The sequence below is a fragment of the Rhodococcus sp. UYP9 genome (genome assembly GCF_040547235.1).
Classification (GTDB): Bacteria; Actinomycetota; Actinomycetes; order Mycobacteriales; family Mycobacteriaceae; genus Rhodococcoides.
Genome location: NZ_JBEPPH010000001.1, coordinates 1,216,070 through 1,241,989, shown reverse-complemented (window position 1 = coordinate 1,241,989; position 25,920 = coordinate 1,216,070). Strand labels below are relative to the sequence as shown.

17 protein-coding genes are annotated in these 25,920 nt (G+C 61.8%); 10 read left to right on the top strand and 7 right to left on the bottom strand.

Going from position 1 to position 25,920, the window contains the following annotated elements; all coding sequences use genetic code 11:
• The first annotated feature begins 16 nt into the window (after positions 1 to 16).
• Positions 17 to 1,336, top strand: a complete 1,320-nt coding sequence (locus ABIB36_RS05740; RefSeq protein ID WP_502944902.1) for an MFS transporter — start codon at positions 17 to 19, stop codon at positions 1,334 to 1,336.
• 56 nt (positions 1,337 to 1,392) lie between these two features.
• Complete coding sequence (locus tag ABIB36_RS05735; protein WP_084348273.1) at positions 1,393 to 2,892, top strand: glycoside hydrolase family 183 protein; 1,500 nt, start codon at positions 1,393 to 1,395, stop codon at positions 2,890 to 2,892.
• On the opposite strand, the gene ABIB36_RS05730 is transcribed toward ABIB36_RS05735, so the two are convergent.
• A complete protein-coding gene (locus ABIB36_RS05730; RefSeq protein WP_354560611.1) occupies positions 2,885 to 4,297 on the bottom strand; it encodes a CCA tRNA nucleotidyltransferase in 1,413 nt (470 codons plus the stop codon). The two genes, ABIB36_RS05735 and ABIB36_RS05730, sit on opposite strands and share 8 nt — an antisense overlap.
• A gap of 149 nt (positions 4,298 to 4,446) precedes the next feature.
• On the opposite strand from ABIB36_RS05730, the gene ABIB36_RS05725 reads away from it, so the two are divergent.
• The 8 genes from ABIB36_RS05725 to ABIB36_RS05690 all read left to right on the top strand — a co-directional run bounded on the left by ABIB36_RS05725 (position 4,447) and on the right by ABIB36_RS05690 (position 16,027).
• The gene (locus ABIB36_RS05725; RefSeq protein ID WP_084348270.1) at positions 4,447 to 5,043 is read left to right on the top strand and encodes an NUDIX hydrolase; all 597 of its coding nucleotides are present in this window, start codon (positions 4,447 to 4,449) and stop codon (positions 5,041 to 5,043) included.
• Positions 5,043 to 7,427 carry a DUF6049 family protein gene (locus ABIB36_RS05720; protein WP_502944908.1) on the top strand — a complete coding sequence of 795 codons (2,385 nt, stop codon included), beginning with the start codon at positions 5,043 to 5,045 and terminating at the stop codon, positions 7,425 to 7,427. The genes ABIB36_RS05725 and ABIB36_RS05720 overlap by 1 nt, the downstream gene beginning before the upstream one ends.
• Positions 7,424 to 11,575 carry a lipid II flippase MurJ gene (locus ABIB36_RS05715; protein ID WP_354560341.1) on the top strand — a complete coding sequence of 1,384 codons (4,152 nt, stop codon included), beginning with the start codon at positions 7,424 to 7,426 and terminating at the stop codon, positions 11,573 to 11,575. Before ABIB36_RS05720 ends, ABIB36_RS05715 begins: the two co-directional genes overlap by 4 nt.
• A gap of 125 nt (positions 11,576 to 11,700) precedes the next feature.
• The gene (gene sigM / locus ABIB36_RS05710; RefSeq protein WP_084348267.1) at positions 11,701 to 12,294 is read left to right on the top strand and encodes an RNA polymerase sigma factor SigM; all 594 of its coding nucleotides are present in this window, start codon (positions 11,701 to 11,703) and stop codon (positions 12,292 to 12,294) included.
• Between the two features lie 89 nt (positions 12,295 to 12,383).
• Positions 12,384 to 13,106, top strand: a complete 723-nt coding sequence (locus tag ABIB36_RS05705; RefSeq protein WP_084348266.1) for an RsmA family anti-sigma factor — start codon at positions 12,384 to 12,386, stop codon at positions 13,104 to 13,106.
• A gap of 140 nt (positions 13,107 to 13,246) precedes the next feature.
• On the top strand, positions 13,247 to 14,236 hold the full coding sequence (gene trxB / locus ABIB36_RS05700; protein ID WP_084348265.1) for a thioredoxin-disulfide reductase: 990 nt from the start codon (positions 13,247 to 13,249) through the stop codon (positions 14,234 to 14,236).
• A 38-nt stretch (positions 14,237 to 14,274) separates the two neighbouring features.
• On the top strand, positions 14,275 to 14,607 hold the full coding sequence (gene trxA / locus ABIB36_RS05695) for a thioredoxin (protein WP_084348264.1): 333 nt from the start codon (positions 14,275 to 14,277) through the stop codon (positions 14,605 to 14,607).
• A 226-nt stretch (positions 14,608 to 14,833) separates the two neighbouring features.
• Positions 14,834 to 16,027 carry an N-acetylmuramoyl-L-alanine amidase gene (locus ABIB36_RS05690; RefSeq protein ID WP_084348263.1) on the top strand — a complete coding sequence of 398 codons (1,194 nt, stop codon included), beginning with the start codon at positions 14,834 to 14,836 and terminating at the stop codon, positions 16,025 to 16,027.
• Positions 16,028 to 16,053: 26 nt separating this feature from the next.
• Here the strand turns inward: ABIB36_RS05690 and ABIB36_RS05685 are convergent, their stop codons facing one another.
• The 6 genes from ABIB36_RS05685 to yidC form a co-directional block, all read right to left on the bottom strand.
• Positions 16,054 to 16,740: a hypothetical protein gene (locus tag ABIB36_RS05685; protein WP_084348345.1), complete on the bottom strand. Its 687-nt coding sequence runs from the start codon at positions 16,738 to 16,740 to the stop codon at positions 16,054 to 16,056.
• 221 nt (positions 16,741 to 16,961) lie between these two features.
• Positions 16,962 to 17,996 (bottom strand): ParB/RepB/Spo0J family partition protein, encoded by a 1,035-nt coding sequence (locus ABIB36_RS05680; RefSeq protein WP_354560345.1) that lies wholly within the window; start codon positions 17,994 to 17,996, stop codon positions 16,962 to 16,964.
• A 4-nt stretch (positions 17,997 to 18,000) separates the two neighbouring features.
• Positions 18,001 to 19,002, bottom strand: coding sequence for a ParA family protein (locus ABIB36_RS05675; protein WP_354560346.1), 1,002 nt, complete (start codon positions 19,000 to 19,002; stop codon positions 18,001 to 18,003).
• Positions 19,003 to 19,066: 64 nt separating this feature from the next.
• Positions 19,067 to 19,744, bottom strand: coding sequence for a 16S rRNA (guanine(527)-N(7))-methyltransferase RsmG (rsmG, locus tag ABIB36_RS05670; RefSeq protein ID WP_354560612.1), 678 nt, complete (start codon positions 19,742 to 19,744; stop codon positions 19,067 to 19,069).
• Between the two features lie 4,393 nt (positions 19,745 to 24,137).
• Positions 24,138 to 24,782 carry a Jag family protein gene (locus ABIB36_RS05665; RefSeq protein WP_084348259.1) on the bottom strand — a complete coding sequence of 215 codons (645 nt, stop codon included), beginning with the start codon at positions 24,780 to 24,782 and terminating at the stop codon, positions 24,138 to 24,140.
• A gap of 29 nt (positions 24,783 to 24,811) precedes the next feature.
• The gene (yidC, locus tag ABIB36_RS05660; RefSeq protein WP_354560347.1) at positions 24,812 to 25,918 is read right to left on the bottom strand and encodes a membrane protein insertase YidC; all 1,107 of its coding nucleotides are present in this window, start codon (positions 25,916 to 25,918) and stop codon (positions 24,812 to 24,814) included.
• Between the last annotated feature and the right edge of the window lie 2 nt (positions 25,919 to 25,920).

The window sequence follows — 25,920 nt, the reverse complement described above, 5'->3', positions numbered from 1 at the left end:
CTTCCCTGGGGCTAATATGCGGCAAGTGAGTGAAGAAACATTGCGGATGCGGCTGCGCACATCGCCCGGCGTCGGCAAGCTCACCGCGATCCGCTTTGCCGGTCAGTTCGGGGACGGACTGTTCCAGGCCGCGCTCAGCGGAGCGATCCTGTTCAACCCGGAACGCGAATCCAATCCAGTAGCCATTGCCGCAGGATTCGCCGTCCTGCTGGTTCCGTATTCGGTCATCGGTCCCTTCGCGGGCGCGATGCTCGACCGATGGGATCGGCGCGCGGTGTTGCTGTGGGCCAACGTCCTCCGCATGATCCTCATCGCGACCACCTCGCTTCTCCTGTGCACGGGTGGTGGCGAGACCCCGCTGCTGTTGCTGGCACTCACCACGGTCGGATTGAGCAGATTCGTACTCGCCGGAGTATCGGCATCCCTGCCCCACGTGGTGCGCACCTCGTGGCTGGTTCCGATGAATTCACTGCTCGCGACCATCGGATCGGGATTTGCCGCTGCCGGAGCAGGCACTGCCGTCGGGATCATCTCCTTCTTCGGAGCCGGAGACTTCGGATCCGGCGTGGCCGTCGGCGCAGCGGCAGTCGGATCCATTGTCGGAACGATCGCCGCAGCTCGGTTCGCACCACAGTCACTCGGGCCTGCCACGGTTGCCGAACCGACCGAGCACGCCGCACTACGGGCAATCGCCGACATTGCCGCAGGTCTCGGTTCCGGTGCTGCAGCGGTGTGGCGATCTCCGACGGTCACGGCGGCGCTGGCAGGTATCGGCGCGCACCGCATCGTGTTCGGTGCCGACACCCTGATCATGGTGCTCATCCTTCGCGAGCAAGGCTCGAGTTCACTCCCCGGCGGGCTTGCCGGCTTCGGAATCGCCGTGGGAGCAACAGCAGCGGGAATGCTCCTGGCCGCAGTCCTGACCCCGTTCGTCCTTCCACGATTCGGTCGAGTGCGGTCCATTGTCGGGGCGTTGATCCTCGCCGCAGTCGTCCAGGCGACGTTCATTGCCACCATGACCCAGACGAGCTTGCTCCTCGGCGCCTTCCTGCTCGGCGTCGCCGGACAAACTGTCAAGCTCACCGGTGATGCGTCGATGCAAACCGACATCGACGACGACCATCGCGGACGCGTCTTCGCCCTGCAGGACACCGTCTTCAACATCGCCTTCGTCGTCTCGCTCGCCGCTGCCGCGTTCGCGGTGGGCGCCGGATCGACCGACCTGGCCGGAGAGGCGTCGGCGCACGCCGTCGTCTACGCCGGGGTAGCGGTCTACGTGCTGGGCCTGCTCGCCGTCACCCTCAACAACCGTCGTGCTCGCGGCTCGTCACAGTGATACCTTTCTCCAGGACCGTACGGTCTGTTCGTTTCTCGCCGGCCCTAAGGACGAAGATGCGTACCCGATCGATCGTCGTAGGATGCGCGCTCGCCCTCGTGTCGAGCAGCGTGCTGGCAGCACCGGCGAACGCGGCCCCGCCCGCCCCGGTCAATCAATGCGGAGAGACCGGCTTCGATCCCAAGGACTATCCACCCGAGCCAGTCGATCCCAACTCTCCGCCCGTGCTGCCGCCGGTACCGTCGTTACCGGACAAGTTCGTCATCCCGGTGCCGTATCCCTCCGTCGAACTGGTCCCGGTGCCCGATCCCGAACCCGACAACACCCGAGTCGACGCGGACCCGCTGCCCGATCCCTGCATGGACCCGTGCCCCGATCTCACCGACACCACCGAAGAACCCGCCGACGCGACCGGATCTGCACATCTCCCGTTCCCTCGCATCGAGATCGACCCGCAACCGGAGACCATCCCCATTCCCATCCCCGGCCCGCCCGCAGCACCGCAGGTACCGCAACTACCCGCACCTCCCGCCGTCGTGAATCCAGCCGAGGCGGGCCCGACTTCTCCAGCACCGAAACAGCCTCTGGTGGGCACCGTTTCGGTGATCTCACAGATGACCGGCCAGGGTTCGGTCAACAGAACGGACAAGCGCTGGCAGGTCGACGGCACCGACCTCGGCATCATGTGGGAATCGAAGCCAGGCGAGGTGGCCGTGGCCTTCGGTGACTCCTTCGGCAAGAGCTGGGAGTACGGAGTCGTCGGCGGCGACGACTGGCGCAGCAACGTCCTCGGCCACAGCACCGATACGGACCTGTCCGACGGCCTGACTCTCGACAGCATGGTGCAGGATTCCCGTTGCCACGCAGCCGAGTTGCTCAACAGTCGCAAGATCAAGAACTGGGAGACGACGGTCATTCCGACGTCCGGATTCGCCTTAGGGGATCGGCAGTACATGTCGTACATGTCCATCCGCCGCTGGAGCGTCGTCCCGGGTATGTGGTGGACCAACTACGGTGGCATCGCCTACTCCGACGACAACGGCTCCACCTGGGTCAAGGATCCATATGCCAGGTGGGACAACATGTTCGGCTTCTCCAAGTTCCAGGTGTCCACCATGGTTCCCGCCGGAGACTTCGTCTACATGTTCGGCACCGTCAACGGTCGGATCGGCACGGTCGGCTTGGCCCGAGTGCCGAAGGGCGACGTCCTCGACAAGACCGCCTACCAATACTGGGTCGACGGCACCTGGGCGCCGGTGGACTCCAACGAGGCAACCCCGATCGCCGACGGCATCTCGGCCGAGCTATCGGTCCGCTTCCACGACGGCCTGTGGCAGATGACCTATCTCGACCCGATCGCCGGCAATATCGTTCTCCGCGAAGCAAATTCACCTCAGGGAGAGTGGACCGCGCCGTCGACTCTGATTCGGACTGCGGAGTATCCGAAAGCCTACGGTGGATTCATGCACCCGTGGTCGAAAAACGGAGAGCTGTATTTCGCAATATCGGAATGGGACAGCTACAACGTGTACCTGATGAAGGCCGACCTCAACTGACCGATTGCGTCTTCCACCACTCGAGTAACGCGGCCTCGGCCTGCTCACGGGGGAGTGGCCCGTGATCGAGCCGCAATTCCTTGAGGAACTTCCAGGCCTTCCCGACGTCCGGGCCGGCCTCGATACCGAGCAAGTCCATGATGGCGTTGCCGTCGAGATCCGGGCGCACTCTGGCCAGATCCTCCTGTTCGGCGAGACGCGCGATCCGCTCCTCCAGATCGTCGTACGTCGCCTGCAACGCCGCCGCTCGACGCTTGTTCCTGGTGGTGCTGTCGGCGCGAACGAGCTTGTGCAGCTGAGGAAGTAGCTCTCCCGCATCCGTGACATAGCGTCGGACCGCGGAATCGGTCCACTGTCCCTTGCCGTAGCCGTGGAACCGAAGGTGCAGAAATACCAACTGCGAGACGTCGTCGATCATTCTCTTCGAGTACTTCAGCGCGCGCATACGTTTGCGCACCATCTTCGACCCGACGACCTCGTGATGGTGGAAGCTGACACCACCGGCCGGCTCGTGCTTTCGCGTATCCGGCTTACCGATGTCGTGAAGTAGTGCAGCCCAACGTAATACCAGGTCGGGGTCACCGTCCTCGAGGTCGATGGCCTGCTGCAACACCGTCAACGAATGCCAGTACACATCTTTGTGCTGGTGGTGCTCGTCGATCTCGAGCTTCATCGCCGGCACCTCCGGCAGCACGTACGCCGCGAGACCCGTCTCGCACATCACGTCGATGCCGTCGATGGGGTAGTCACCGAGCAGCAACTTGTCGAGCTCTGCCTGGACGCGTTCAGCGGTGATCCGTTCGATCTGACCCGCCATGTTCGAAATGGCCTCGTGCACGCGCGGCATCAAGGTGAAGCCGAGCTGCGAGACGAATCGCGCCCCGCGCAACATCCGCAACGGGTCGTCGTTGAACGACTTCTCTGGAGTGGACGGCGTATCGAGAAGCCCTTCGAGCACTGCGTCCATCCCACCGAGCGGATCGACGAACTCCTGCAACCCGTCCGCGCCGAGCCGAACCGCCATCGCATTGACGGTGAAATCGCGTCGGATCAGGTCTTCCTCGAGGCTGGTTCCGTACTGAACCTGCGGGTTACGCGAGACCTGGTCGTACGAGTCGGTGCGAAAGGTGGTGATCTCGATGAGCTGATCGTCCTTCGCGGCACTGATAGTCCCGAACGCAATGCCGGTGTCCCATTGATTGTCGGCCCAACCGGACAGCAACTGCTGCACCACCTCGGGGCGCGCGTCGGTGGTGAAGTCCAAATCGCCGGACAAACGACCGAGGACCGCGTCGCGGACACTGCCACCGACCAAGTACAGCTCGTGCCCGTGAGCCGCGAAGCGATCGGCAAGCGGACTCAGCACGCCGGACAACTCTCCGAGGGTCGACGCGGCCGCCGCCATCAGTCTTTCCCGCCGGTCGTCGCTCGCGTCGGAATGTCGGGGTGTTGGAGACTGTTCGGCCACGTTGACAGAGCCTAGGCGAGAGGTAGTGATCACGAGTACGCCCGTCTCGGTGCGGGAGGAGAGATCGCCTCATTTTTCCAACTAGTATGGATTGGGTGTCTGCTGGCGAACGTGCGAACCGGAGCCGCCGCAACCCGCGGCGGCGAAACGCACGCGTCGACAGCGACAAGCCCAAACTCCGCACAGTGCGCGAAACTTCTGCCGGCGGCCTGGTCGTGGACGGTCTCGACGGCCCGCCCGAAAAACGCTGCGCCGCTCTCATCGGACGCACCGATCGCCGAGGTCGGCTGCTGTGGTCGCTCCCGAAGGGCCACATCGAACAGGGCGAGACGGCCGAGCAGACCGCCATGCGTGAAGTTGCCGAAGAAACCGGAATCCGGGGTTCGGTTCTGGCGACGCTGGGAAGTATCGACTACTGGTTCGTCACCGAAGGTCGCCGCGTCCACAAGACCGTCCACCACTACCTGCTGCGTTTCCTCGGCGGCGAACTGTCCGACGAAGACATCGAGGTCACCGAAGTGGCCTGGGTCCCGCTCAGCGAACTCCAGTCGCGGCTCGCGTACGCCGACGAACGAAAATTGGCCGCCATCGCCCATCGGCTCATCGAGGACATGCATCGACCCGATTCGCAGACACCCAGCCCTCCCAAGACACCTGGCGCTACCGCCGCCGGCAAGGAGTGATCGTGCGGCGTACCAGGGTCACTGCGGCGGCATTGACCGCATTCCTGCTTGTCCTCGCGCCGGCCGCTGCCTTGACGCCGGCGACGGCGATCGCGCAGGAGCCGTGGAACAGCGACCCGTCGACGTCGGCGGATCTCACCTACCAATCGGAGGACAGCGACCTCCCCGAGACTCGCCGGGGCACTCAGTTCCTTCAGCTGTCCATCGACACCGTCGCACCCGCCACCGTCACCACCACCAGTGAACCGTTCGTGACCGTGCGCGCCACCGTCACCAACACCGGCGACCGACGCGTCGACGACATCAGCGTCCGGATGCAGGGCGCTGACGCCGTCGACCGGCCCGAGAAGCTTCGTACGTCGCTGACCCTCGAACAAGAGCAGTTCGGGGCGGTCGGGGAGTTCCAGGACGTCGCAGAGAGCCTCGAGCGCGGTGCGAGCACCCAATTCGTGGTGTCGTTACCGCTGCGAAGCACCCTGGGGCCGTCGCTGGGCATCGATGCACCAGGGGTGTACCCGCTATTACTCAACGTCAACGGCACACCCGAGTACGGCGGCACCGCGCGACTCGACGACGCCCGTTTCCTGCTACCCGTAGCCGGAGTTCCGCGTGATCCGACCGCGCCGGACCCGACGGCCCCCGACGCCATCGCGCTCCCACCGAGCACGTCGAGCCCGATAGCGACGACCGTGATGTGGCCGCTGGCGGACAAGCCCCGACTCGCTGCGGGAATCCCGGGGTCACTCGAGGACAAGGTCCGACTCGTCGACGACGAGCTTGCCGAAGAACTCGCGACGGGTGGTCGGCTGGACAAGCTACTTGCGGCCGTCGAGTACGCCACGAGCGACCAACTCGATCCAGAGAACCGCCTCGCCGACAGCATGTGCCTGGCCATCGATCCCGACCTCCTGGTCACGGTCGCCAACATGGCTCGGGGCTATCTGGTGGTCGACGATCCGGCCGATCCACGTGGCGCGGCCCGCGACGGGACCGGAAGAGACGCCGCCGCGAGTTGGCTTTCCCGGCTCGAGCCACTGGCCGATTCGATGTGCGTCACCACCGTTCCATTCGCCCAGGTCGATCTCGACGCACTCGGCAATGTCGGCGACGCATCACTGGTATCGAGTGCGCTCGACTCTCCGTCGACCATCGTGGACTCGATCCTCGGAGTGACCTCGGTCCCCGACGTCGTCTGGAGTTCTTCCGGCCAGCTCGGCGCCCGCGCCGCGGCAACGGTGCGCTCCGTCGGGCCGCGGACTGCCCTGGTCGCCGACAACAGCGTGGCCCCCGCAGCGGCAGGCGGAGTTGCGCTGGTCACCGGCGGAAGTAGCGTCGACGCCGAATTGAAGGCCGCCGTATTCGACGCAGCCACCGCCACCGCACTCGCAGCTGTCGGGTCCGAGCCGTCGACCCCTGACTTCACTCCGGAAGATCAACGTTTCGACCTCGAGCAGGACTCACGAACCGCCCGCCTGCAGGACGCCGTCGGAGCCGTCGTCTATCACGCTCTCACTCCGCCGAACGGCACCCCGCGGAACTTGACGATTGCACCACCGCAGAACTGGAGCGCCGACGGTGACGAGCCCGCCGCGATTCTGTCGTCGATCTCCTCGATGCTGCGCTCCGGCCTCGCTTCACCGCGACCGTTCACCGAACTGCTGGCCGAGCTGCCTACCGGGATGCCCGTCGAAGCCAGAACTGTCCAGCAGGCAGGCAGGGACACCAACAACGAGGATCGTGTCCGCATCCAAAGTGGCCGGATCGAATCCTTGACCGGATCCCTGATCGACGACCCTCAACTGCCGTTGACACCGCGGCTGTACACGGCGCCGCTGAAGGAGGACCTGCTGCGCGCGCTCACCTCGGCAGGTAAGGACACCGACCCCGCCGATGCAGCCGAGATGGCGAGTATCCGAACGAGCAGTTCCGAGGAAGGCGTCGACGCGCTGTTCGACGCGGTGACGGTCCTCGCCCCAGGCGGGGTCTACACGTTGGCGTCGGAGCAGAGTCCCCTGCTTCTGGTCGCGCAGAACGATCTGCCGGTAGGCATCAACGTGCGGTTGGATGTCGATGCGCCTCCCGAGATGCGCATCACCGACGTCGGCGCCACCGCGCTTCCACCTCGAGGTAGCCGTACGATCACCGTTCCGGCAGAGGTCGACGACAGCCGCAACCTGTCCGTCGACTTTTCGTTGACCACCCTCGACGGGCAGCAATTGGGCGAAGCGTCGACAGTGTCCGTACGGTCGAATGCGTACGGACAAGCGCTGGCCATCATTACCGTCTGCGCAGGTGTTCTTTTGCTACTGCTTGCCGGACGCCGACTGTGGCACAGGTTCAGGGATCAACCAGACCCGGCCGACGAAGGGTACGAACGACCATGACCGGGAACATCCCGTACGAGGGGGACGTCCCACGCACGCGGCTGCCCGCAGCGCAGGTCTTCCGCCGAACCCTGGAGCCGTCAGCGGCACCCTGGGAACGCGAGCCGGCTCCCCGCGGTCCGTTCCGGGAGATGCGGAGCTATCCAGCACCGCCGTCCCCGGATGGTGGACCTGCCCCGGACAATTCCGTCACGCAGTTGATTCCTCGTTTCCGTGACGAGGACTACCCACCTGTCGTAGAGCCGACGCATTCTCCCGGTCCGGCCGAGCCGCCGGTCACCGAAAAGCAACAGAGTTCCCTGCTGGCCGCGACGGGGTCCATCGCGATCGCAACGCTCGTCAGCCGCATCACCGGGTTCTTCAAGCAGATCGTCATGCTGGGGATTCTCGGCGGCGCGATCGCGAGTTCGTTCACCTCGGCGACGATCCTCCCGAACATGATCTCCGAACTGGTTCTCGGTGCCGTGCTCAGCGCCATCGTCGTTCCAGTTCTGGTCCGCGCCGAGATGGAGGATTCCGACGGTGGAGCGTCGTTCGTTCGACGGCTTTTCACCATCGCATTCTCGATGCTGGCCATCGTCGCGTTGATCGCCACCATCAGCGCCCCCCTGCTCAGCCGCATGTTGATCGACGAGAATGCCAAGGTCAGCAGTGATCTGACCACCGCGCTGTCGTACCTGCTGTTGCCCGCCATCCTGTTCTACGGACTCTCGGGCCTGCTTACCGCCATCCTGAACACGCGCCAGAATTTCCGACCCGGCGCGTGGGCGCCGGTCTGGAACAACCTGGTTGTGCTGGGGATCTTCTCCCTCTACTTCTTCGTGCCGGGCGAGATATCCCTCGATCCGGTGCGGATCAGTGACCCCCACGTCCTCATCCTCGGACTCGGTGTCACCGCAGGTGTGATCACCCAGGTCGTAGCGCTGATCCCGGCACTACGTCGAGAAAAGGTCGACCTTCGACCACTGTGGGGAATCGACGCCCGACTCAAGACCTTCGGCGGGATGGCTGCCGCGATCATCCTCTACGTCGTCATCAGCCAGGCGGGGCTCGTGTTCGCCACCAGGATCTCCGCCGAAGCAGACGCCGCAGGTCCGGCGATCTACTCCCAGGCATGGATCCTGCTTCAACTTCCTTACGGCATCCTCGGCGTCACCGTTCTGACCGCCATCATGCCGCGGCTCAGTCGTAACGCAGCCGACGGAGACACTCCGGCCGTCGTGGACGACCTGTCGGTGGCTACCCGGTTGACACTGGTCGCGTTGGTGCCGATCGTAGTGTTCTTGACCTTCGCCGGCCCATGGGTCGGCGAGGCACTGTTCGGCTTCGGAAACTTCGCCGACGATGCGAGTCGGCTCGGCGAAGCCGTCAGCTGGTCGGCGTTCACGCTGATCCCGTACGCCCTCGTCCTGATCCATCTGCGCGTGTTCTACGCCAGAGAACAGGCATGGACTCCCACCTGGATCATCCTCGGAATCACGGGTGTCAAGATCGCGCTGTCGGCCTTGGCACCGATGCTGGCCAGCAACGACGAGCAGGTGGTGCTGATCCTCGGTGTCGCCAACGGACTCGGTTTCGTGGTCGGTGCATGCATCGGTGGCTTCCTGCTCCATCGCAGTCTCGGCAACCTGCGGATGATCAATATCGGTAAGACCATCTGGATGGTCCTGATCGCATCGGCCGCAGGTGGCACCGCCATGCTGGCCATCGACCGGATCGCCGATCTCGGCAACATCACCGACGCACTGGGACCCGTCGGTGCAATGCTCCGAGTTGGCCTCTGCGCCGTTCTGATGCTGTCGATAACCTTCGGAATCCTCTGGTTCGGCCGGATTCCCGAGGTCCTGGCAGTGACCGTCGCCGTCAGCAAACTGGTTCGACGTTTCCGCGGCAAGACGATCGAGACCCCCGATCCGACGCAAACGGCCGACCTCGATGCGACCGAACACATAGCGGTCGTCGGCTCGGGCCGTGCATGGGAGAATTCTCCCCAACCACTCCCGTACGCTGGACCGCGGCAGACCGGGACCCCGTACACCTCAGGTCCGCCGGCGGCACAACAGCCGCTGCGACATGCGACGGGACGATATGTAGGACAACTCGGGGCAGAGACGCGTGAAGGAGTGAGAGTGACCGACGACGATATGGCTGGGGGGCCGGCCGAGTCCACAGTGAAAGGCACCCAGCGAAATGCCGGCGGTGTCGAGGTGGACGATCGCGCCAAAGACGCGTCGGGCAAGCTCGAGCCTTCCAAGCCCACCACCCCTACCAAGGCCACCACGCCTACCAAGATGCCCTCACCGTTCAAGAAGTCGTCACCACCCGAGGAAGCGGAACCTTCCACAGCAGTCGATGCAACCGAGGCCACGACGTCGGAAGCATCTGCCGAGAAGAAGACCGAGCAGGCCAAGGCCGACTCCAAGGAAACTCCGACGGCCAGCAAGGTTGTTTCGGACGTGAAGGTCGATTCGGACGCAAAGAACACCACCGCCCCGGTGAAGTCCAGCCGAGTCGTCGCACACGACTCCGGTGCCGCTCCAGTCGGATCACCAGCGTTGCCACCCGTCGGACCGGGTTCCGAACCTGCACGGTCTCTTCGCGGCCCCAAGCTCATCCCGGGTGCTTCCGTGGCAGGCGGTCGCTACCGTCTGCTCACCCCGCACGGTGGAGCACGTGGCCTCAAGTTCTGGCAGGCCCACGACGTCAAGTTGGATCGCGAAGTGGCCTTGACGTTCGTCGACGCCGACCAGCAAGCGTCCTCGCTCTCGCCCGACCGTCCCGAGGGCCCTCAGGCAATCCTGTCCCGCACCCTGCGACTGGGGCGGATCAACTCCCCAGGTCTTGCTCGCGTTCTCGACGTCGTCCGGGGCAGCTCCGGCGGCATCGTCGTCGCCGAATGGACCCCTGGTCGTTCGCTACGTGAAATGGCCGACACCGTTCCATCGCCGACCGGCGCGGCTCGGGCCATCAAGGCCCTCGCTGCCGCCGCCGAAGCCGCACACCGAAGCGGCGGAGCACTGTCGATCGACCATCCGGACCGCGTCCGGATCAGCACCAGCGGAAACGCAGTTCTCGCATTCCCGGCGACGTTGGCCGATGCAGACCCGGGTTCCGATGTTCGCGGGCTCGGCGCGATGCTGTACGCCCTGATCACGGCGCGTTGGCCTCTCGCCGACGCCGTTGGAAAGACTCCCGGTTCGGATTCGGATTCATCGCCACGAGCGGTAGGCGGCATGCGTCCTGCGGACCGTGACGAGAGCGGCAACGCCATCGAGCCGCGTCGTATCCGACCCGACGTGCCCTTCGAGATCTCGGCAGTCGCCGTCCGTGCACTCGAGCAGAACAGTGGGATTCGTACGGCTGCGACCGTCCAGCATGTGCTGGATCAGGCTGCAGTCATCAACGACAAGACCGATCTGATGCCTGCACTGCGCCTCGGTCAGCGTGCGCCGGGTGCCTCCGGCCACTCGCTGGCCGACCCTGCGGAAATAGCCGCTCAACAATTGCGGTCGAAGCGCACCAACATCGCGCTTGTCGTGTTGGGCGCATTGACTGTCATCGTCCTCGGTTTCGCGGGTTACTGGCTCTTCACATTCCTCGCAGGTGACAGCTCCGACGAGCCGCTCACGCAGCAGGACTTCGGTCTCACCACCAGCGCGACCGCCCCTGCCACACCTGGTGCAGAAGACGTCGCGCCGCCGGCAGCAGCTGCTCCGACAGCGATCGACTCGGTCGAGGTGTTCTCACCTCAGGGCAGTGCCGACAACGCCGGTTCAGCAGGCAACGCGATCGACGGAAACCCCAGCTCCACCTGGACCACGGACGCGTACTTCCAGCCCTTCCCGTCACTCAAGGAAGGCGTAGGACTACTCGCAACCCTGCCGTCTTCGCAGGTCCTCACCAGCGCCTTCGTCAACTCGCCCTCTCCGGGTACCGTTGTCGAAATCCGTTCTGCCCCAAGCGATTCCGCAAGTCTCAGTGATACCACCGTCATCGGGCAGGCGACGCTCGGGAACGGCGTCACCGACATCCCGCTGACCGTTTCCGAGCCCACGACGCATGTTCTGCTGTGGATTACCGGACTCGGCAACGACGGCGGCCGTAACCAATCGACGATCGCTGATTTCGGCTTCACCGCGCAGCCCTGACGACGACTCCTGATTCACCCGCCGTCGACCTGCGAACGTCTCGGTTCGGGGGACGTTTCGTACTCGACGGTCTCTATGCCTTAGGCTCTCCGACAATGCGGTAATACGGGGGGAGCCGTTTTCGTATGGGGGATCTACATAAGGACTGGGCTGTCGGGGGTCTTCTCGGCGGACGCTCCGACGTCGAATTGCTGAGTGCGCACGTGGCCGGGGAGGCCGATGCGTTCACTTCGCTGGTACATCGACATCATGAGCACCTTTGGATGACCGCACGCCGAACCAGCTATACCAACGAGGACGCAGCCGACGCACTGCAAGAAGCACTCCTGTCAGCCCACCGCACCGCCGCCACGTTCCGGGCCGATGCAGCTGTACGCAGTTGGTTACACAAGATCGTTGTCAACGCATGCCTCGACCGCATTCGGCGTAACCGTTCGAGACCGACCGTGTCGCTCACCAACGAGGACGACATCGAACCGGTCGACGGTCGGGATCAGATGTCTGCCGCCGAGACCTCCATCGAGGTCCACAAGGCACTCATGTCGTTGCCACCCGAACAACGATCTGCCGTCGTGGCAGTGGACATGGAGGGCTACTCGGTTGCAGATGCCGCCCGCATGCTCGGTGTACCCACCGGCACGATCAAGAGCCGATGCGCCCGCGGACGGTTGAAATTAGTAATACAACTCGAGTATTTGCGGTACGAAGGGAACCGTTAGCGGGTTCGGCGCGTCTTACCATGTGTAGGCACGATTGCCCCGTAAACAAGACGGGCCGTGGGTAGAGCTTGCGCTGGGAGGAGACCGAAGTGGCATCGCACGGAACCGAGCCTCTACCCGTCGCTCCGTACTCACCCGACCTGTTGGCGGATCTCCATGCAGGCGTACTCGACGAGTCGGTCAGTGCGAAGCTCTGGCCTCTCGTTCGACAAGATCCGAGAGCGATGGAGGTCATCTCCGCTCTCGACGCGCTTTCTGCCCGTCTCGGCTCACTCGGAAGCGACTTCGACTCCGGTGAGCCGATGCCTCCGGACGTCGCCGAGAGGATCGATCGCGCGCTGATGTCCGAGCAGGAATCCTCGTTCGGTGACCGACCCGGTCGTTATTCACGCCGGTGGGCCTATACGGGTATCGGTATCGCTGCTGCGGCCGCGATCGTCGCTTCGCTTTCCGCCTTGCTGTTCGCCCGCCCGAGTGGGCCGACCGACCCCGACACGGTAGCCGCACCGGCATATCCACCCAGCCTGGTTCTCGATTCGAGCGGCTTGAACTCCGCCGATGTCCGCGACCTCCTCGGCCGACAGGATCCAACCGAACTGAAGGACGCCGGCAATCTTCCAGAGTGTCTGGCGGCCAACGGCTTCGACCCTCGAGCAATTCTGCTCGCAGCCACTCCGGTACAGGTCGACGGACGATCCGCAACCCTGCTCGTCGTGCCGCGTTTTCCGATGGACGGCATGACCGTACTCGTGGTGGGCGCGGATTGCGGAGACGGTAACCCGCAGACACTGGTCCGTCGCGATCTGAACTGATCTCGGATGCGCAGGAGAACTACCGGGGAACAACACCCTTTACGCTGGTGTTGACATAACCGGCGGGCGCACCAGAACTATGCCCCTCGACTTTTGTTTCAACGCAATCGGTAGACAGCACATTCGATCGGAAGGTCCGCATGACAACCCCACAGGTTCACGATCTCATCATCGTCGGCTCGGGACCGGCCGGATACACCGCCGGTGTATACGCAGCCAGGGCTGAACTCCAGCCGATTCTGTTCGAGGGAACTCAGTTCGGTGGCGCTTTGATGACCACCACGGACGTCGAGAACTTCCCAGGTTTCCGCGAAGGCATCATGGGACCGGACCTGATGGAGCAGATGCGCGAGCAAGCCAAGCGGTTCGGCGCGGATATTCGTACCGAAGACGTCGAAGAGATGAACCTCAGCGGCGAGATCAAAACCGTATCCGCCGGCGGCGAGACCTATCAGGCACGCGCGGTCATCCTGGCGATGGGCGCCGCTGCGCGATACCTCGGTATACCGGGTGAAGAAAAGCTGCTCGGACGCGGTGTCAGCGCCTGCGCCACCTGTGATGGATTCTTCTTTCGCGATCAGGACATTGCCGTCATCGGTGGCGGGGACTCGGCCATGGAAGAGGCAACCTTCCTCACTCGATTCGCACGCAGCGTCACCATCGTCCATCGACGCAGCGAATTCCGTGCGTCGCGCATCATGCTCGAGCGCGCAAAGGCCAACGACAAGATCCGCTTCCTCACCGACACCAACGTTCTCGAAGTCCTGGGCGAGACCTCGGTCACCGGGGTAGCACTCGAGAATGCGATCACCGGAGAGAAGACCACTCTCGAGGTGACGGGAATGTTCGTCGCTATTGGTCACGATCCGCGCAACGAGCTGGTCAAGGGCCAGGTCGAACTCGACGACGCAGGCTACGTCAAGGTCGCCTCGCCATCCTCGACCACGTCGCTACCCGGAGTGTTCGCCGCCGGTGACTTGGTCGATCACGTCTACCAGCAGGCAATCACCGCGGCCGGAACCGGCTGCACTGCGTCCATCGACGCTGAGCGCTGGCTCGCCGAGCAGGGCGACATCTCCTCGAACACGCTCGAGCACGCCGACCAGCCGGTAGACGTCGTCAACGCCTGAATTTCGTTCCCGAACTACTACACAACCAGGAGAAATACATGTCCGACGACAAGAAGACCGTCACCATCACGGATGCGTCGTTCGTCGACGACGTGCTCAGCAGCGAGAAGCCCGTTCTCGTCGACTTCTGGGCCACATGGTGCGGGCCTTGCAAGATGGTGGCCCCGGTACTCGAGGAGATCGCGGCCGAACACTCGGACAAGCTGACGATCGCGAAGCTCGACATCGATGCGAACCCACAGGCGGCTCGTGACTTCAAGGTCATGTCGATTCCGACCCTGATCCTTTTCCAGGGTGGCAAGCCGATCAAGCAAATCGTCGGCGCCAAGGGCAAAGCAGCACTTCTCAAGGACCTCGAAGCGGTCCTGTGATCAGGCAGACAACGCCTGAGCAGTAGCCGTCACCACCGCCGCGATCCGTCGGCTCTACCTGGCGGATTGGGGCTTGACGGTCACTTTCTGCGACAATTGGTCGATGTGCCGACAAGCTCGGCACATCGACTTTTGTATAGACCCAACCCCGAATCGGAACTCCCCGTTCCGGGGTTGCGGATACAGTCGTTGCAGCAATCAATCTCGAGATCGGAAGGTCAACTGTATGCACCGACTCAGTCACGGCGATTCTGGACCCGCCGTCGCGGAGGTTCGGAGCACGCTTGTCTCGCTCGGATTTCTGGTGGAGGAAACAGATCGATCTTCCGCGAACGATTCGACGCACTGGACTCCACCCGCATCCGACTTCGATGAATCCTTGGGTGGCGCCGTCCGCGCCTTTCAGCAATATCGAGGCTTACTGGTCGACGGTGTCGTAGGACCAGCTACCTACCGATCTCTGAAGGAAGCTTCGTACCGGCTCGGAGCTCGGACTCTCATCTACCAGCTCTCGGCTCCTCTGTACGGGGACGATATTGCGACCCTCCAGACTCGGCTGCAGGACTTGGGTTTCTATAGCGAGCGCGTCGACGGATACTTCGGGCCTAAAACTCACGAAGGGCTCTCCTCTTTCCAACGGGAAATCGGTTTGTCCCCAGATGGCATTTGCGGTCCGGCAACACTGCGTTCGCTCGAACTGCTCGGTACACGTGTCACGGGCGGATCACCACACGCCATCAGTGAACAAGAACTCGTCCGAGCGGCCGGCCCACAATTGACTGGCAAGCGCATCGTGATCGACCCCGATCTCGGTGGCGCCGATACCGGACGCATAGTCCACGGCATGTTCGGCCGAATCTCCGAAGCAGAAATTCTCTGGGATGTCGCCAGTCGCCTCGAGGGTCGAATGGCCGCCACCGGGATGGAGACGTTTCTGTCCCGTGCACGTGGAACCAATCCAAGTGTTGCCGAGCGTGCCGAGACGTCCAATGGCTTCAATGCGGACCTGATGATTTCACTTCGCTGTGCGTCGAGCCCGAATCCAGCCGCGAACGGAGTGGCAAGTTTCCATTTCGGCAACTCACACGGTTCGGCGTCCTTGATCGGCCAGATCCTCACCGGCTACATACAACGCGAAATCGTCGCCCGTACTCCGCTACTCGATTGCCGCAGCCATGGGCGAACTTGGGATCTGTTGCGGCTTACCAACATGCCGACGGTGCAAGTCGACATGGGTTATCTGACAAACACTTCCGACGTCGATGTTCTCAGTGATCCCCGATCCCGGGATATCATCGCCGAGGCAATTCTCATCTCGGTAAAGCGTTTGTACTTGTTGGGTCAAGACGATCAGCCCACCGGAACATTCACCTTCGCTGAACTCCTCGCCGAGGAGCTAGCTGCTGCAGATCGGAGCTGACGGAGGTCGCGCTCAGCAACCTCCGCTCATCTGACTCCGACGGTTTCCTTGTGCTCGATCTCTACCGCGGTCAAACTGGCCGCAATCAGCAATCGCTCGAGGGCCGACTCGACGTCTTCCTTCCATCCATGATCGCGATGTAATTCGAGTCGAAGTCGCGGATATCGATGATGCGGTGCGACCACTTCGAATCCGGCCTGCTCCAAGAAGTCGGCGTCGATCATGCATTCCGTGTCCGAACACGTCAACGACATCGTCGCCCGCGGACCGACCGCCTCGTCCTCCGCAGTTCGACGAATCCCGAATGCCTCGAGCGCACGGACGCCACGATTGACGAGATCGGCGACTACCGCCTGAATCAGCGAGGCCGAGTGTCCCTCCCGATCGACATCCGATTCGATTCTCAACGTTGTCAGCAACACGGCATCAGCGCTGACAGGTGACGTCGGAAAAGTGGTGGACCGAGGTACTGCGCCCGGAGGCGCATACAACGCGCATCCCACGATCTCCGATCCGACCGACAGCATTTGTCCGCAGGATCCCCACTCGAGCATGACCATCGAAAGCCACGCCTCGTTCTCGAACTCCAAATCGAGTGACTCACCGTCGGCTCGGGTCCTCGCTGGATCGAGCACCCAGAAACGACACCGCCGCGTGTGCTTCGGTAGTTGATCGAAGGAGTCCAATGTGACTCCTGTGACGAGCGTCGACACTGCTACCTCAACCTCCATGCACCGAATTTTGTCGTTCGACCGCGATGACGCACCGGTATGTGCGTCAACAGTGAGCGATAGTCACAACCTTGAGCCTCCCGAAAGCGCGATAGGTGAATAATGCTGTATAGCAACATCATTCGTGTCCTTTCGGTTTTCGATAGGGAACTTACGTCACAGTGACATAACTGCCGCGTGTGTTTGTACCTGAGATTTCGACGCTACTTTTTCTTCTGACTTTCCATCATCTCGACAATCCTTTCGAGGTCGTCGACCGAGCCGAATTCGACGACAATCTTGCCTTTTCGCTTACCCAAGCTCACTGTCACGCGGGTATCGAAGGAATCCGAGAGCCTATTAGCGACGTCCTGAAGGCCCGGCATTTGAATCGGCTTACGACGAGGAGCGGGATTCGGACTGATGTTGTCGTTACGATTCGCCAACGTAACTGCTTCTTCTGTTGCACGAACCGACAGGCCCTCCGCGATGATTCGCGCAGCCAAAGACTCCTGCGCATCCGAACCCGCATCCAACGACAGGAGAGCGCGCGCGTGTCCGGCGGACAAGACACCGGCTGCAACTCGTCGCTGAACGGGAATCGGCAGCTTCAACAGTCGAATCATGTTGGTCACAACGGGGCGCGAGCGACCGATTTTCGTCGCAAATTCTTCATGTGTTACGTCGAATTCCTCGAGCAACTGCTGATAAGCGGCGGCCTCCTCGAGGGGATTCAGCTGAACCCGGTGGATGTTCTCGAGCAACGCATCACGCAACATCGCGTCATCGTTGGTTTCACGAACGATGGCAGGAATCGACTCGAGGCCCGCTTCCTGGCTCGCACGCCAGCGGCGTTCGCCCATCACCAGTTCGTATCGACCATCGGCAACCGGTCGCACGACGATCGGCTGCATCAACCCGAACTCGCGGATCGAGTGGACGAGTTCGGTCAAAGCTTCCTCGTCGAACACCGACCGCGGCTGCTTGGCGTTGGGTTGAATCAGCTTCGGATCGATCTCCCTGTACACCGCGCCGGTGGGGGAGAGGTCCTCTTCACTACTCCGAACGGGTGGCGTCGGAGTCGGTGCGGATGCCTCCCGCGCTGCCTTTTCCGCCGCGTTCCGACTGATCTTTCCGTCCGCTGCAGTACCGATCACTACATCCGCGGCGGCACTCCCGAGTCGAGGACCTGCCTCGGGTCCTGTGGGGATGAGGGCAGCTAGTCCGCGTCCCAGTCCACCCTTGCGTGCTTGAACCATAACCCTATTGCTCCTGAGTTCCATCGGTCGTCGCAAAGGACGAACGTGCTGCGAGTTCACGACCAGCATCCAAATAGCTCATCGCGCCACGGGAACCTGGGTCGTAATCCAAGACCGTCATTCCGTAGCCGGGTGCCTCCGAGACCTTGACGCTGCGCGGAATCACCGCACGCAGCACTGCGTCGCCGAAGTGCTTTCGCACTTCCTCCGCAACCTGGTCTGCGAGCTTTGTTCTGCCGTCGTACATCGTGAGGATGACCGTCGAAACATGCAGTTGGGGATTCAGATGGGCCTGCACCAGTTCGATGTTTCGCAGGAGCTGGCCGACGCCCTCGAGGGCGTAATACTCGCACTGAATCGGGATCAGAACCTCGGTGGCGGCAACCATGGCATTGACCGTGAGCAGTCCGAGCGACGGAGGGCAATCGATCAACACGAAGTCTGCGTCGATGTCCGCGAGATCCCTCAGCGCAGTCTTCAGGCGTCCTTCGCGGGCGACCATGGACACCAGTTCGATCTCCGCGCCGGCAAGGTCGATCGTGGCCGGAATGCAGAACAGACGCTCACTGTGTGGGCTCTGCTGGATCGCCTCTCGGGCGGTCACTTCGCCTATGAGCACCTCGTAGCTCGAGGGCACACCCGAGTGATGCTCGACGCCCAAAGCGGTGCTGGCGTTGCCTTGAGGATCCAGATCGACCACCAGGACGGTGAGGCCCTGGAGCGCCAAAGCAGCCGCGAGATTCACGGCAGTCGTGGTTTTTCCGACCCCACCCTTCTGATTTGCGATCGTCAACATTCGGCGATGCGCAAGCTTCGGCAAGGTCACGCTTTTCGGATGTAGAACCTGGCTTGCCCGCTGCGCGGCAGCACCGATCGGGGTGTCATTGGCGGAGATGCCGCTGAATGCGTCGAACCCAGATCCACCCTTCGGCTTGGAAGCGGATTGTGCATCGTTATTCGCGGTACTTGTTTCACGTGAAACAGCGGGATCAAATCCACCCGACATAGGTGCTCCTTATTGCGGAACTGGTTTGTTGCTTACGAACGAGCAGGAATGAAGTGAGCGCACATCATGTGCGGAGGGAACGCCGAGGTGCTCTTTCGGCTCGAATTACGATTGTCGGTGTCGGCAATATGTCGACGCCACACTTCACAACCTCTAGCTTGCCAGCACCCATGCGAGTAAGGGAAGCCCGATCGCGTTCTATCTCGTCTTCGGCGCTCGTTCCCTTCAACGCAAGCATCCGACCACGCTCGTGAATGAGCGGCAGCGACCACTTCGCGAGCTTTTCCAGAGGGGCAACAGCTCTCGAGGTGACGACGTCAGCTCCTCCGGCTTCCTTCTTGACCCCGGGCTGCTCTGCACGCCCTCGCACCACCAGAACGTTCAGCTCGTGCTTCTCGATGAACTCGGCCAAGTACACAGTTCGACGAAGGAGTGGCTCGATGAGAGTGATGTGTAGATCCGGGCGAGCAATTGCCAGAGGTATTCCCGGCAATCCAGCTCCGCTCCCGACATCCACGACGCGCTCTCCCTCGTCGATCAACTCACCGACAACCGCGCAATTGAGCAAGTGGCGCTCCCACAACCGAGGAACCTCGCGTGGACCTATCAGTCCACGCTCGACTCCCGCAGTTGCAAGGGATTCGTAGTATTGCTGAGCCAAATTCAGGCGCGGACCAAACACGCGTTCTGCGGTTGCCATCAACTGATCGTCATCCAACGCTTCTGGTTCCACGTGAAACATTGTCTCGCTTCCGAGCACTGTTCGCCAAACCATCTGCACATTCCGTAGCCGTGTCGTGTGACGGCTCCTGTTCTTTCTACGCAGTAGCCCAACGGTTGCAGTTTCACGTGAAACATCTGATGCCCCCAGCTTGCTAGTGCACCCGGCATCGAAGGGCCGACGACAGGTACGCAACGGTCGCTCCTCGCACTGGTACTCAGCAAACTGAGCACGGACCCACTGGGCGACGTGCACCGAGGAGGCGGTCGAGTAAAGCGAGGAATGGGCGACCATCCCGCTCCACGCCCAACCTTGTTCGACCCTGTCGATCCTTGTGGTGGGGCTCATCCGACCGTCCTAGGCCAATCGAGGTCGTCACCGTGCCGGACGGAAATAACATCAGGTTCTTCCCTTCGACATCGTGAAGGTTTCACGTGAAACTGATGTGGAGTTCGTTCATCTCAGTTCAGTCTCGTCCCACACATCTGAAGTCACGTCAGACTTCCGATCGAAAGACCGGATAGGGCAGCACACTCAGTTCGAAGTTCGACCCAAGTTATCGGGGCGCAGACGAAACTCCACACCAAAGGCCCACAAATATCTGTCACAATCAAACAGGCCTCTCGAGGAAGGGCGCGCCTGCGTACCCGGTGACTTCCTCCGCGGCGCCCTCGAGAGAGTCCGCAAACTCAGGCGATCCACATGACCCCTGTCCACACTGACGCGGAGGAACCAATAAGGACTGGGGTCTGCACAGCTTTGGAGCGGGTCCTGGGGTCGGCGCGGGGTTAGGTGCGGCGCCAGCTCGGGTTACACGCGGAGCGGCACGGCTCGAGGGCGCGGCACGGCTCGAGGGGGCGGCACGCCTCAAGGGGGCGGCTCAGCTCAGGTTGGGAGCCACTCACGTTGGGAGCCGCTCGGCGAATTTACTCTCCGTGTTGGGATTCGAACCTCCTGGCAAAGAACGTGCAGGGGGTTCGAATCCCAACTGGGGGAGTATTTGCGTAGAGATGGATTCACGCGAGACCTTTATCCACCATCTATCCCGCAGGGGTACCCACGCCGAAGCAGCTGATCCGACCCAACCTGGTACCGATTCGGCGTAGCGACTTCGTGCGATCGCCGTGAACCGAACAGTCACTCCTCGACACCGAACCCGTGCTGCTGCATTCCACGGACGACGCGGTATGCAACCACGTGTCGGCCGGCTCTTGCGCCCGGATATGGACATTCCTCTCGACACAGCTTCTCTGGACTATCGGACGACGACATCCACAAGGCAATTTGCGAACTACTCACGAGACGGGTCGAGAAGTCCTTCTGGCGAAGGAGGAAGCTCGTCAACACTCGCGGAGTAGCCCTGGACCAATATTCGCGCAACCTGTCGGCGGCTACCTAGGCAAGGCCCGTCGATCGTCCGGTGATCGAAACCGGTCGCAACTCCGGAGTTGCGACGGTCGATCCTCGCGGTCGCCGCGGCCACAACACCTTCGAGCCGAGCCGGCCCCTCGAGCCGAGCCGGCCCCTCGAGCCGAGCCGCCCCTTTAAAGCGGCGGCTCCCAACCCAAGCCGCGCTACGGCCGCGACACCATATATCCGGGTGCACCCCCTCGAGCCGAACTTTCACCCTCGAGCGGCCCCAACCCAAGTTGCCTTTCAAGCTGCCTTTCAAGCTGCCTTTCAAGGTTCGAGTAACACAGACAGGACCGATGATTCCGCGTTGAACCCCGCGCCCACGAACGCCCAGACGACGATCCATTCACCGCCGACCCCCTCGAGCGCTAACTCACCATCTGATCGATACGCACACTTTCTCGAAACACTCAGCTCTTCCCGACGGACCCAAAGCCGCACTGAATTCGCCCAACGACAACGTCACAGGTGCCGCGTAAGTCAGCACATTGGTCGAACCAACTCCACGCCTCGTCGCTCGAGGGCCGACCGGAAATGCCACCAATATGAAGTCCTCCCGCCAGTCATGACACGCCCGACGAATGACGACATTGTGGCGCGCTCCGTCGGTAGCCGAACGCGCCCGAACATCCAATCCACGCTCAACGGATGACGATCTCGCAGTGCTCTCCTTCGACAGGTGAGGTACCCCCGTACAGCGCGCTCGACCTCGCACCTACGCGTACCGAACGGACGCCGTCACAAATTCCATCTGCGACACGGGCTCCCCGTTCACTCTCGGCACGAAGCAATTGCACTGGCAGGCAACATCGCCGTTCGCCTCGAAAGTGGGTCCACTGATCCGATTCGACGTTTCTCTGCTCACGCCAAGGCTGGTCGGTTCAACAATCGGATCGAGGCGAAAGTCGAGCGATCACGTGCCGGTGCGGTCCACCCAACGATCTAACCGATCGACAACCTCTCGAAGGGCTGAAACGAATCCTGCCCGACGGTGCCGTCCTGGTTGTTTCGGAATTCCGACTCACCCCACGGTCGAACTATGTAGATCGAACCCGGACTTTCCGAGCTGGTCTGTGAATCACGGTGTGCGGAACACCCGCCTGAGTGGTGTTTCACGTGAAACACCTCCGGCCAACTTCTTGGCGAGTTCGCCTGGGGGAGGAGCCACGGCCAGAGCTGGACGGCTAGAGCTGACGGCTGGACAACTCATCGACAACAGGACTTGTCGATGCACCAATCATTCGAACGTCCAATCACAGCGCAGTGGCTGGCGTGAAGCCGGAGCTAGAACTTACGCAAAGACGGCAGAGAGGTTTCACGTGAAACATGCGCAGACGAAGTATGCGCGACTACTCGAGCTTGCGGATCCCAAACGGACAGATCGTGGTCGAAGCTATCGACCGGTCCGCCTCGCGAACCCACAATCTGAATCGGGGACAGTCGGCCCGGTCTGGACGCGATTGTCTACGCCAAGTAACGGACGGACGCCTCATCGAAGAACGTGCATCCGCAACCGAATAGACCGAGTGCTGCGAGGGGACAGGCGAACAGACACGACGACACTCGATCGCAGAGCGCCTACGACACAACGAGCAAAACCCACACGCACGTGAGTGCATCGGTTCGACCGTAGTGGATCAGCCCCACTACTATCGGCGTCGCGAATGCCACAAACATTCAGCTCACTGATGCCGGTCCATCATGCTCGTCGCGAGGGCTGTTACCGCAACGATGCGCTAGTTCTGAGCATTGCTCCGATGGACTCGCCAACCCCTGAACACGACTCGCTCGAGCGCTAACGGACAGTCCAACCGAAAGCCGGGTCGACACGAAACGCTCTAACCCACCACGTGCCTCGAGCCCCCAGCGAGAGCACTGACACCTATTTGGCTCCGTCGGGTGAATACCGGTGATGGCGCTTCTGTGAGTCGCAGCCCGACCATTCGAACTGACCTTTTCGCTGCGGTGTGCCGTCGGTCGTCGTGGCGCTGTTTGTGCGAGGAGCGGGCTGGGCCGACAAACCGGCTGGACGGACTAAGGTGGACGATCGTTGGGTTCGTTTGCAGGGTGAGTGGATTGCTTCCGCAAGCCTCAGCGACCATGTGTGGAGTTGGTTGCGACCGATGTGCTGACAAATATGGCAGGGCCTCTATGACGTTGTAGTCGGGTGGAGTGGTTCGAAATCCAAACCGACCCTTCCGCCGCGCAGGCGACACAGAGAGTGAACATGTCCCGCCCCGCAGGCGACCACTTCTTGTTACACCCGGCAGCAAGTTGACTCCATGACTCCCGACTTCAATTCGCGCTCGAGCACTCACTTTTGCATCGACTACTTGTGCGCAATTAGCAGCCTTACGGATACAGCAGAATCAGCGTTGTACGCGGCATCTCGTGTGCGTGAGGGCGTCAACTACTTCGTCGCCCAGTCGGTAGATCCCCGATTGGGAGGGAGCCCGAATCCTGATGCCCATGTTCTGTCGAGATCGCGGCCCCAGTTATTCATGCGGAACCCAACAGAAGAGCGGAGATCGTCTAGGCAGTGACGGAGCGAGACTTGTCGATTGACTGCGCTTCGACGGGCGCAGCAGCCCCATCTGTCCCTCACAGATACGTGTCAATCCCGGACGCAAAGTGGAAACGTCCCAGTTCGACTATCCGGCGTTCTCCACGCCGACTGAAAACGCGTGTCGCAACTACGTAGCGCGCCTCGAGGACCGAGAGAAGGTAAGCGGTTCCGCCGGTGAATCCGGGACCGGAATGACCGTTCCAATGCCAAGCTCGCCCCCATAGACGGTAGCCATCAATCACGGTTTCACGTGAAACATCAAACGGAGCCTCCCTCGAACGCGTCCGTCACAGTGACGTTTCGAGTGCACACCCTGTTTCACGTGAAACCGAGCCCTCCGAACTAATAACAGCGCTGTAGTTCACCTGACTCAGCCCCATTCACAGAACAAGAAAGGCCCCCGGCCGAAGCCGGGGGCCTTTCAAGTTCATCAGTTCAGGACTTGACGACGACTACTCGTCGTGACGGTTCGACACCGGTACTTTCACTTTCGACACCGTCGACCTTGGCAACCGCGTCGTGCACGATCTTGCGCTCGAATGGAGTCATGGGGTCCAGCTCTTCACGCTCGCCACTTTCGAGAACTCGCTTCGAGGCCTCGATACCCAAAGCGCTCAATACGTTCCGGCGGTTCGCGCGCCAGCCTGCTACGTCGAGCATCAGCTTGCTTCGCTCGCCCGTCGATTGCTGCACGGCGAGTCGAGTCAATTCTTGCAGGGCATCGAGAATCTCGCCCTTACGTCCCACGAGCTTCGTCAGGTCATCTCCACCGTCGATGCTGACGATCGCGCGATCACCTTCCACATCGAGGTCGATATCTCCATCGAAATCGAGAACATCGAGAAGCTGCTCGAGGTAATCGCCGGCAATCTCGCCCTCTTCGACCAGATAGTCTTCGGAATCCTCATCGTCCGAGTCCGAATCCGAGTCTTCACCAGACACGGAGCCGACGGTATTCACCTTGGCTGCTTCGGCCTCGCTCGGATCCGTTTCGGCATCGACTGCCACGATTTCACTCGGTCCGTCCCCAGCGTTCACTGCTTCGTCGGGGTTGGTCACTTCGTCGGTATCTGCAGACATGTGCTTTGTGTCCTTGTCTTCGATGCGTCTCAGCGTCGCTTGCGCTTGGCTTTACTACGGTTCGCCTGAGATTTCGGCTGGGTGGGCTTCTGTGGCTGTGAGCCGTCGGGGGCAGTCGAACTAGCAGAAGATACGTCATCTGATGTGGTGACCGCATCGGAAGCATCAAGAGTGGCGGGCGGGAGCTTCGAGAGCTTGGGGCGTGCACCGGGCTTCGGCTTGGCCGGCGGCTTCACACCGGGCTTGGGCGCATTCTCGGTCCGCTTCTCGATGGCCTGCTGCTTCTTCTCTGCTTCTTCTTTGTCGATTTTCGCGAACACGATGTGCTGCTGGGCGTAGGTCCAGCCGTTGTTCGAGACCCAGTACAGAAGGATGGCGATCGGGAGGAACGGTCCACCGACGAGAACACCCAGTGGGAAGACGTACAAGGCAAGCTTGTTCATGATCGCGGACTGCGGATTGGCTGCAGCCGCTGCGCTCTGTCGAGCAACCGAGGCGCGGGAGTTGAAGTGTGTTGCGATGCTGGCAATGATCATCAGCGGCACGGCAACAGCGGCGATAGTCCAGATAGACGGGATTCCGAGGCCGAGTTCGGGGTTCGCGAAGGCGTCCAGCTGTGCCTTCGGCATCGTGATCCAGGCCGAAATGGGTGCACCGAAGAGGCGGGCGTCCAGGAACGAGTTCACGTCGGCGACATCGAACGCATAGTTCGGAATCGTTCGGTTGTCGGCTGGATCAAGGCCCAGCTGACCGATCCCGGTGCCCGTACGGTTGAACGAGCGCAGAACGTGGAACAGACCGATGAATACCGGTGCCTGCGCAAGGACCGGCAAACAACCCATGATGGGGTTGAATCCATGTTCCTTTTGGAGCTTCTGCATCTCCACTGCCAAACGCTGCTTGTCTTTGCCGTACTTCTTTTGCAAAGCCTTGATCTGTGGCTGCAGTTCCTGCATCTGACGCGTGGTACGAACCTGTTTGACGAACGGCTTGTACAGAATCAATCGCAATGTGAACACGAGAAACACTACGGACAAGGCCCATGCGAAGCCGTTGTCCGCTCCGAGAACGGCACCGAACACCTTGTGCCATACCCAGAGAATCCAGGAGACCGGATAATAGATGAAATCCAGCACGG

Bases quoted from the DNA above. Each gene is read 5' to 3' on its own strand.
- ABIB36_RS05740 (WP_502944902.1), top strand. From the start codon at position 17: ATGCGGCAAGTGAGTGAAGAAACATTGCGGATGCGGCTGCGCACATCG.
- ABIB36_RS05735 (WP_084348273.1), top strand. From the start codon at position 1,393: ATGCGTACCCGATCGATCGTCGTAGGATGCGCGCTCGCCCTCGTGTCG.
- ABIB36_RS05730 (WP_354560611.1), bottom strand. From the start codon at position 4,297: ATGGCGGCGGCCGCGTCGACCCTCGGAGAGTTGTCCGGCGTGCTGAGT.
- ABIB36_RS05725 (WP_084348270.1), top strand. From the start codon at position 4,447: ATGGATTGGGTGTCTGCTGGCGAACGTGCGAACCGGAGCCGCCGCAAC.
- ABIB36_RS05715 (WP_354560341.1), top strand. From the start codon at position 7,424: ATGACCGGGAACATCCCGTACGAGGGGGACGTCCCACGCACGCGGCTG.
- sigM (WP_084348267.1), top strand. From the start codon at position 11,701: ATGGGGGATCTACATAAGGACTGGGCTGTCGGGGGTCTTCTCGGCGGA.
- trxB (WP_084348265.1), top strand. From the start codon at position 13,247: ATGACAACCCCACAGGTTCACGATCTCATCATCGTCGGCTCGGGACCG.
- trxA (WP_084348264.1), top strand. From the start codon at position 14,275: ATGTCCGACGACAAGAAGACCGTCACCATCACGGATGCGTCGTTCGTC.
- ABIB36_RS05690 (WP_084348263.1), top strand. From the start codon at position 14,834: ATGCACCGACTCAGTCACGGCGATTCTGGACCCGCCGTCGCGGAGGTT.
- ABIB36_RS05680 (WP_354560345.1), bottom strand. From the start codon at position 17,996: ATGGTTCAAGCACGCAAGGGTGGACTGGGACGCGGACTAGCTGCCCTC.
- ABIB36_RS05675 (WP_354560346.1), bottom strand. From the start codon at position 19,002: ATGTCGGGTGGATTTGATCCCGCTGTTTCACGTGAAACAAGTACCGCG.
- rsmG (WP_354560612.1), bottom strand. From the start codon at position 19,744: ATGTTTCACGTGGAACCAGAAGCGTTGGATGACGATCAGTTGATGGCA.
- ABIB36_RS05665 (WP_084348259.1), bottom strand. From the start codon at position 24,782: ATGTCTGCAGATACCGACGAAGTGACCAACCCCGACGAAGCAGTGAAC.